The 6,431-nt window shown below is 45.0% G+C and carries 8 protein-coding genes; 3 read left to right on the forward strand and 5 right to left on the reverse strand.

Features of this window, described 5'->3' with window-relative positions:
• The first annotated feature begins 112 nt into the window (after positions 1–112).
• A complete protein-coding gene (locus tag QAS77_RS00480) occupies positions 113–862 on the forward strand; it encodes a MinD/ParA family ATP-binding protein (protein ID WP_305063756.1) in 750 nt (249 codons plus the stop codon).
• A 45-nt stretch (positions 863–907) separates the two neighbouring features.
• On the opposite strand, the gene QAS77_RS00485 is transcribed toward QAS77_RS00480, so the two are convergent.
• Positions 908–1,708 (reverse strand): hypothetical protein, encoded by an 801-nt coding sequence (locus tag QAS77_RS00485; RefSeq protein WP_305063757.1) that lies wholly within the window; start codon positions 1,706–1,708, stop codon positions 908–910.
• Positions 1,709–1,835: 127 nt separating this feature from the next.
• Here QAS77_RS00485 and QAS77_RS00490 point away from each other — a divergent pair, with 127 nt between their 5' ends.
• Both QAS77_RS00490 and tpiA read left to right on the forward strand, forming a co-directional pair.
• Complete coding sequence (locus QAS77_RS00490; protein WP_250866875.1) at positions 1,836–3,026, forward strand: bifunctional 5,6,7,8-tetrahydromethanopterin hydro-lyase/3-hexulose-6-phosphate synthase; 1,191 nt, start codon at positions 1,836–1,838, stop codon at positions 3,024–3,026.
• A 42-nt stretch (positions 3,027–3,068) separates the two neighbouring features.
• Positions 3,069–3,734, forward strand: a complete 666-nt coding sequence (gene tpiA, locus QAS77_RS00495; protein WP_305063758.1) for a triose-phosphate isomerase — start codon at positions 3,069–3,071, stop codon at positions 3,732–3,734.
• Between the two features lie 59 nt (positions 3,735–3,793).
• Here the strand turns inward: tpiA and QAS77_RS00500 are convergent, their stop codons facing one another.
• From QAS77_RS00500 to QAS77_RS00515, 4 genes are all read right to left on the reverse strand, one after another.
• Positions 3,794–4,111 carry a hypothetical protein gene (locus tag QAS77_RS00500; protein WP_305063759.1) on the reverse strand — a complete coding sequence of 106 codons (318 nt, stop codon included), beginning with the start codon at positions 4,109–4,111 and terminating at the stop codon, positions 3,794–3,796.
• Between the two features lie 70 nt (positions 4,112–4,181).
• Complete coding sequence (locus tag QAS77_RS00505) at positions 4,182–5,495, reverse strand: prephenate dehydrogenase (protein ID WP_305063760.1); 1,314 nt, start codon at positions 5,493–5,495, stop codon at positions 4,182–4,184.
• Positions 5,492–6,301 carry a shikimate dehydrogenase gene (locus tag QAS77_RS00510; RefSeq protein ID WP_305063761.1) on the reverse strand — a complete coding sequence of 270 codons (810 nt, stop codon included), beginning with the start codon at positions 6,299–6,301 and terminating at the stop codon, positions 5,492–5,494. Before QAS77_RS00510 ends, QAS77_RS00505 begins: the two co-directional genes overlap by 4 nt.
• Positions 6,298–6,431: type I 3-dehydroquinate dehydratase (locus QAS77_RS00515; protein ID WP_305063764.1), on the reverse strand; the 134-nt coding region annotated here is incomplete at its 5' end. The genes QAS77_RS00510 and QAS77_RS00515, both read right to left, overlap by 4 nt.

Raw genomic sequence — 6,431 nt, forward strand, 5'->3', positions numbered from 1 at the left:
CATTTTAAGTAAAGTAAACTTTATTACTAGTCAATTATTACTTTGAATTATTTTATATACAAGTTTAATCATTTATCTAATTGAAACTTTACAATATTGAAGGGATAGGGATATGGCATTGACAATTGCAGTACATTCTTATAAAGGCGGTTCCGGAAAAACCTCGTTTGCAATTAATCTTGCATCTGCATATGCATCTGTTGGAAAGAGCGTGTGCCTTTTGGATGTTGATCTAAAGGCGCCTAGTTCATTCAATTATCTGCTTCCTGAAGCTAAACACTGGGTCAATGATATCTTTGAAGGGCGATACGGTGTAATGGATGTGATCAAGGATGTCAGCAAGGAAATGGGTACCAAGGGTGCGTTCTATGTTGGGTATTCTAATCCTGATATTCTTGCTGTGCGTGAAGTTTCAAGCAAGGATCGAAAATGGCAGTCAAAAGCATTGAAACTCTTGATGGCTGCTAAGAAGGACCTTTCGAATGCAGGTATCGATGTTGTTATTCTGGATACTGGTGCTGGTGTGGATTTTACTTCTGTCAATGCAATTGCGGTTGCAGATCATGTTATCTCGGTGGGTAGACCCGGGGCTTCCAGGCAGAGATCGATGGAGCAGGTCATTGGGGGTGTCTATGTGCCTTTGGATAAGGATTGTTATATTATTGAGAATATGTGTCATAGTGACAATCCCACTGACCTTTCAGGTAAAAAGTTCGATCTTCCGGTTCTGGTATCTATCCCCTGTATGTGTGATGTTGCTGTCCGGTGTGATAATGAGGTCTTGGTACTTACGGAACCGGATCATATGTTCTCACAGAAAATCTTCAGCGTCATGGAATCTCTTGACAAGATAACTTCCTGATCATCAACAAAGATCACAAATATGGTTTCTCTATTTTAAAAAAGATCATTTACTGTTCTCTTTATCGATGATATCTTTTACATCATCAACATAACTGAACAGCTCATCCATTTTTTTTTCTTCGACCTTGTCCTGAAATGTCTCAGATTCCATTAGTGTGGTCTGAAGTGCAATAATTAAAAGATATACTATCGCAGCAGCCGCAAATGCAAGTGTTATCCTCTCGATTGGATATATGGTCACCACGGATGCGAACATCTGTGGGGGAAGGTCAAAGAGAATTGCCGCTGTTATGCTGCCAGCAAGGTGGTCTGCAAGGATGGCAATTAGGGTCGTAAATAGGAGAAATGCGAATGTGTATATATTTCCTGTCCGGCTACGATATTTATGGTGAAATAGGATAAAGCCGCCAAGAACTAAAATGTGGAACCATGGCCAGTATAATAATTCCCTTCCTATTGGGGTAATGTACCACCCAAGGATAAGTATGCTGAACAATACCATTGCAGCTTTCTCCTTTTTGGTAATGCACAGTCCTGTCACAACGGAAGCCATTGCTACGAAGAACGGTGTGAGAAGATGGAACATATCAGGGCTTTGATGTCTTATGATCACATGTCCCATTATGCCTGCAAAAGATGCGATGGCACCCCAGAAAGGTCCCAGGAGACATCCGTTCAGTGCGCCAAATGATACCACTGAACTGATTCTGGCACCTTCTATGCCGATGAGGTTCTCAAAATCAGGTAGCCAACTTGCGAAATATGTGGCTACTATTGCGGATAACAGGTACATCAATGTAAGGTTCCTTTTTTTAATAAGGTGGTTATATATATCTATTATCACATTATTCCATTTGTTCTACAAATATATATAATGAATTAGGGATACCTTTTTTATATTTTATGCCTTGCTGCAAATTTTGCATCAGAACTAATATATATAGTCATAGCAATTTAGCGGATTGATAACTATGATGTTGATTGGAGAAGCACTAATTGGCGAGGCACCAGAGCTCGCACACGTTGATCTTATGATCGGGGATAAGGAGGGGCCGGTCGGACAGGCATTCGCAACAGGAATGACCCAGCTTTCAGCAGGTCACACTCCTGTTCTTTCTGTCATCCGCCCGAACTTACCTACAAAGCCATCCACTCTTATCGTTCCAAAAGTGACCGTTAAGGGAATGGACCAGGCTTCACAGATATTCGGTCCTGCACAGGCCGCTGTTTCAAAGGCAGTTGCTGATGCAGTGGAAGAAGGACTCATCCCTAAGGAAAAGGCAGAAGACCTTGTCATTATTGCAAGCGTTTTCATTCACCCGCAGGCAGTGGACTATAACCGTATCTACAGGTACAATTACGGAGCTACGAAATTGGCACTTAAACGCGCACTTGACGGTTTCCCTGACATTGACACAGTTCTTCATGAGAAGGACAGGGCTGCACACGCTGTCATGGGATTCAAGATCTCAAAACTTTGGGATGCTCCATACTTGCAGGTCGCACTTGACAATCCAAACCTTCCTGTTATCCTAAATATCATCAAGCAGCTTCCAAAGAGCGACCACTTGATACTGGAAGCAGGTACACCTCTTATCAAACGCTATGGTGTGGATGTCATTACCAAAATACGTGAGGTCAGACCTGACGCGTTCATCGTTGCAGATCTTAAGACCCTCGACACAGGTAACCTTGAGGCACGTATGGTGGCTGATGCAACCGCTGATGCTATTGTAGTATCCGCTCTTGCACCTATCGCAACACTCAACAAGGTAATTGAAGAGGCACACAAGACCGGTATCTATGCTGTCATGGATACATTGAACACTCCTGATCCAGTAGCTGTCCTTGAACAATTGGACGTACTTCCTGATGTAGTTGAACTACACCGTGCAATTGACATCGAGGAGACCGCTCACGCATGGGGCAGTATCGAAGGTATCAAGGCACTTGCAGTGAAGCGTTCTTCCAAGATCCTTGTGGCAGTCGCTGGTGGTGTACGTGTTGACACTATCCCTGATGCACTTGGAGCAGGTGCTGATATCCTTGTCGTTGGCAGGGCTATCACCAATTCAAAGGATGTCAGGCAGGCAGCTGACCAGTTCATTGAAGGCTTGAACAAGCCTGAGATCGACCAGTTCAGAATAATGACCGATTTCTAAGCGTGCGATCTTTCGCACGTTCTTTTTTTTAGGGGTGGTAGTTTGAAACCTTTGATCGTATTGAACCTAAAGACATATCTCGAAGGTACCGGTGAAGGTGCCGTAAGGATAGCTCGTGCCTGTAAAGAGGTTGGTGGAGCAAGCGGGATCGCTATCGCTATCGCACCTCAGTTCTGTGATATCTACAGGGTCGCATCCCAGGTCGATGTTCCCGTATATTCCCAGCATCTCGATGGTGTCGGAGCAGGTAGTTTTACCGGACATGCTTTTGCAAAGTGCATAAAGGATGCCGGAGCTGTGGGTACGCTTATCAATCACTCGGAGTGCAGACTGAAACTTGCTGACATCGAAGCTTCTGTGACAGCAGCAAAAGGCGAAGGTCTTCGCACTATAATCTGTACTAACAATATTGCAACAACAGCGGCAGCAGCGGCATTAGGCCCCGACTATGTTGCAGTTGAGCCTCCGGAACTTATAGGCTCTGGAATTCCTGTATCAAAGGCAGACCCAGAGGTTGTAACAGGTTCTGTGGCAGCAGTTGAGAGGATCGATACAGCAGTGAAGGTGCTTTGTGGTGCAGGTATCTCCAAAGGGGAGGACCTTAAAGCTGCAATAGAACTTGGTTCAGTTGGTGTGCTTCTCGCATCAGGCATTGTAAAGGCCAAAGATCCAAAAGCTGCGCTTGAAGATCTTGTCAGTCTTATCTAAAAAAGAATTTGTGATGCCGGAAGGCATCAATATACTATTTTTATCTTATTCCCTTTTTTTTAAAGGAAATACACTGCGATTGCCAACAATAGTGTGGAGAATCCCACTTTTATTCCCATTGTGAGTTCCATATGGAGATTTCGGGCAACCATATTGGATATCCCTATGGGCGGTGGTGATATCAGCAGTGCTGCACCGAACAGGCAAAATCCTGGAATGTAGTTATTTTCTACAATGATAAGATAAAGTCCCTGTATTCCCAGGTATATCCCAAAGATGGAAATGAAGAACAATCCCATTTTGTAGAATCGGAGATACTTCTCGATGCCTCCGGGGAGCACATTGGCAGCTTTAAGCCCTTTGTTATTAGTTTTCAAATAATCACCGTAGGTAGTGTTCTATTTATGTGGCTATTTGTTCTGTCCTCATAGCATATATAGGAGAGGTTCATCCTCGTATCTCGCAACCAAGTCCACAGAGGAGTTTTTCAACATCGACCTGCATCTTTGTTGTGTTGCTCTCTTCAAGTATGGTGATTCGGAACGTAACACTTAATCTGTTATCGGAAATGCCCGAATAGGTATCAATTATCTCGGTCGAAACTATCCTTTCATCATTATCGATGACCTTCTCAAATACCGATGCATCGGCCTCTGCAGGTATCAATACCGAAATATCCCTTTTTGGATGGGGGAGATTTTCCACTTTCCAACCCTTAAGTTCCTTCTCGGTGTACAGCCTGACATTCTCTGTCTTTAGGTATACGTCCTTTCCACCTTTGGAGATTATCACTGCTCTTGGTGTCACTTTCTTGATAGTTCCCACATGTGTGACGCCTGAGTAATTATGATAAAGGCCTCTTTCGACTCCCACAGATGCGATCATCTCCTCGAATTCGGATATTTTTGCATTGATGAGCTTGTCCGATCGGTGAAGTGCGGATGGTGTGTCCTTAAAATGAGCAGCAGCCTCTGTCATCTTGTTGCAGAATGCTTCAATGTCCTGTTCCCTGACTATCTCAGAGAGGATGTTACACTCACTTATGAATGTCTCATGGACCTTTAACACCTGTTCGTTCTGCATCTGTATGTGCGCGTACAGGTAGGGATTCTGCCCAAGTATCCTGCCAACGAAATCGACCATTATCTCATAGACAGGGCTCATGAAACGCCGTGACATGCTAACATCAAAATCAAGGCTTTTGAATGTGTTCCCTATTGTTATGTATGCAAAATGTGTCAGACCCTGAACAACAGAGACGAACTTATCGTGTTCCTCGGGCTTGATAATCTCTATATGTGCACCATTTTCCTCGAAGAGGTTTCGCATTATGGGGAACCACTTCTCAGATCGCCCTTTGGTGGGGCTCATTATCACTATCTGTCCCTGTAATGTCGGAATGGATGGTCCGAACATGGGGTGTGTGCCGAGGATCTCAACGCCTTCAGGTGCTGTTTCTCTCATTGCCCTGACAGGTTCGGCCTTTATGGAGGTCAGGTCCATCAGCAAGCTTCCCGCTTTCATTTTCGGAGCTGTCTCCCTGATAACATCTGCAGTAATGTCTATTGGTACTGTGATGACCACCACATCTGAGGTTCTGATTGCATCGTCAAGGTCTGATGCAAATTCAACTCCCATCTGTTTTGCTATCTCGGTCTTTCCGCTGCTACCCCAGACCACAACTTCGTAACCGTGATCAGTAAAGAACTTCGTGAACCACTTCCCCATTTCTCCTGTGCCGCCGATGATGAGCATTTTCATATGTCCAATGCCTCCATGACAGTTCTCTTCATGATCTCTGTGGGTGGTTCTCTTCCAGTCCAGATACGGAAGGCTTCAGCTCCCTGATATACGAGCATCATAATGCCTGTGATAGGTCTTGCGTCTGCGGTCTCTGCTTCCTGCAACAGTTTCGTCATAAGCGGATTGTAAACGATATCAAAAACTGCAAGGTCTGAATGCATCTGCTCCGCGCTCACAAGGGTTCCATTGGAATTGCCCAGTCCTACGGTGGTGGTATTGATAAGAATATCAATCTCATCAAGGCCCTTGTCAACGATATCAAGCCCGTATCCTCTTGCATCCCCGATCTCTGCAGCGAGCTGCATGGCACGTTCAGGGGTTCGGTTGGCAATGTTCACCATTGCTCCTGCTTCTGCAAATGTGAATGCGATGGCTCTTGCAGCACCGCCTGCTCCGAGGATCAGGACATTCTTGTCCTTAATCTCGACACCTTCATCCTCGATAGTTCGTTTTGCACCAATGCCGTCAGTGTTGTAGCCTTTAATGCCGTCCTTGAAGTCAATGGTGTTTATCGCACCTATCTTTGCAGCAAGGGGATCTGCATCAACGAAACTGAGGGCGGTCTCTTTGAGGGGCACTGTGAGGTTCAATCCTCCGAATCCCATGGCCTTTGCACCCTGCAGTGCATCTTCAAGGTTGTTCTTCTCAACTCTGAATGCATGGTAGGTGCAGTCCATGTCCAGGGCTTCGAATGCTGAATTGTGCATGATAGGTGATAGTGAATGTTCTATGGGATTCCCAAGGACTGCAAATACCTTCTTCATTCCACCATCTCCATTGCTTTTTTCAGGTCTTCCACTTTCAATTGCCCTGGTGCCACTGCATCGGATACGCTTGCATAGGTAAGCTTTGAGCCATATAGGGGGGCAATGATGCGAGTGTGTTTTCCCATCT

Source organism: Methanococcoides sp. (assembly GCF_030594565.1).
Taxonomy (GTDB): Archaea; Halobacteriota; Methanosarcinia; order Methanosarcinales; family Methanosarcinaceae; genus Methanococcoides; species Methanococcoides seepicolus.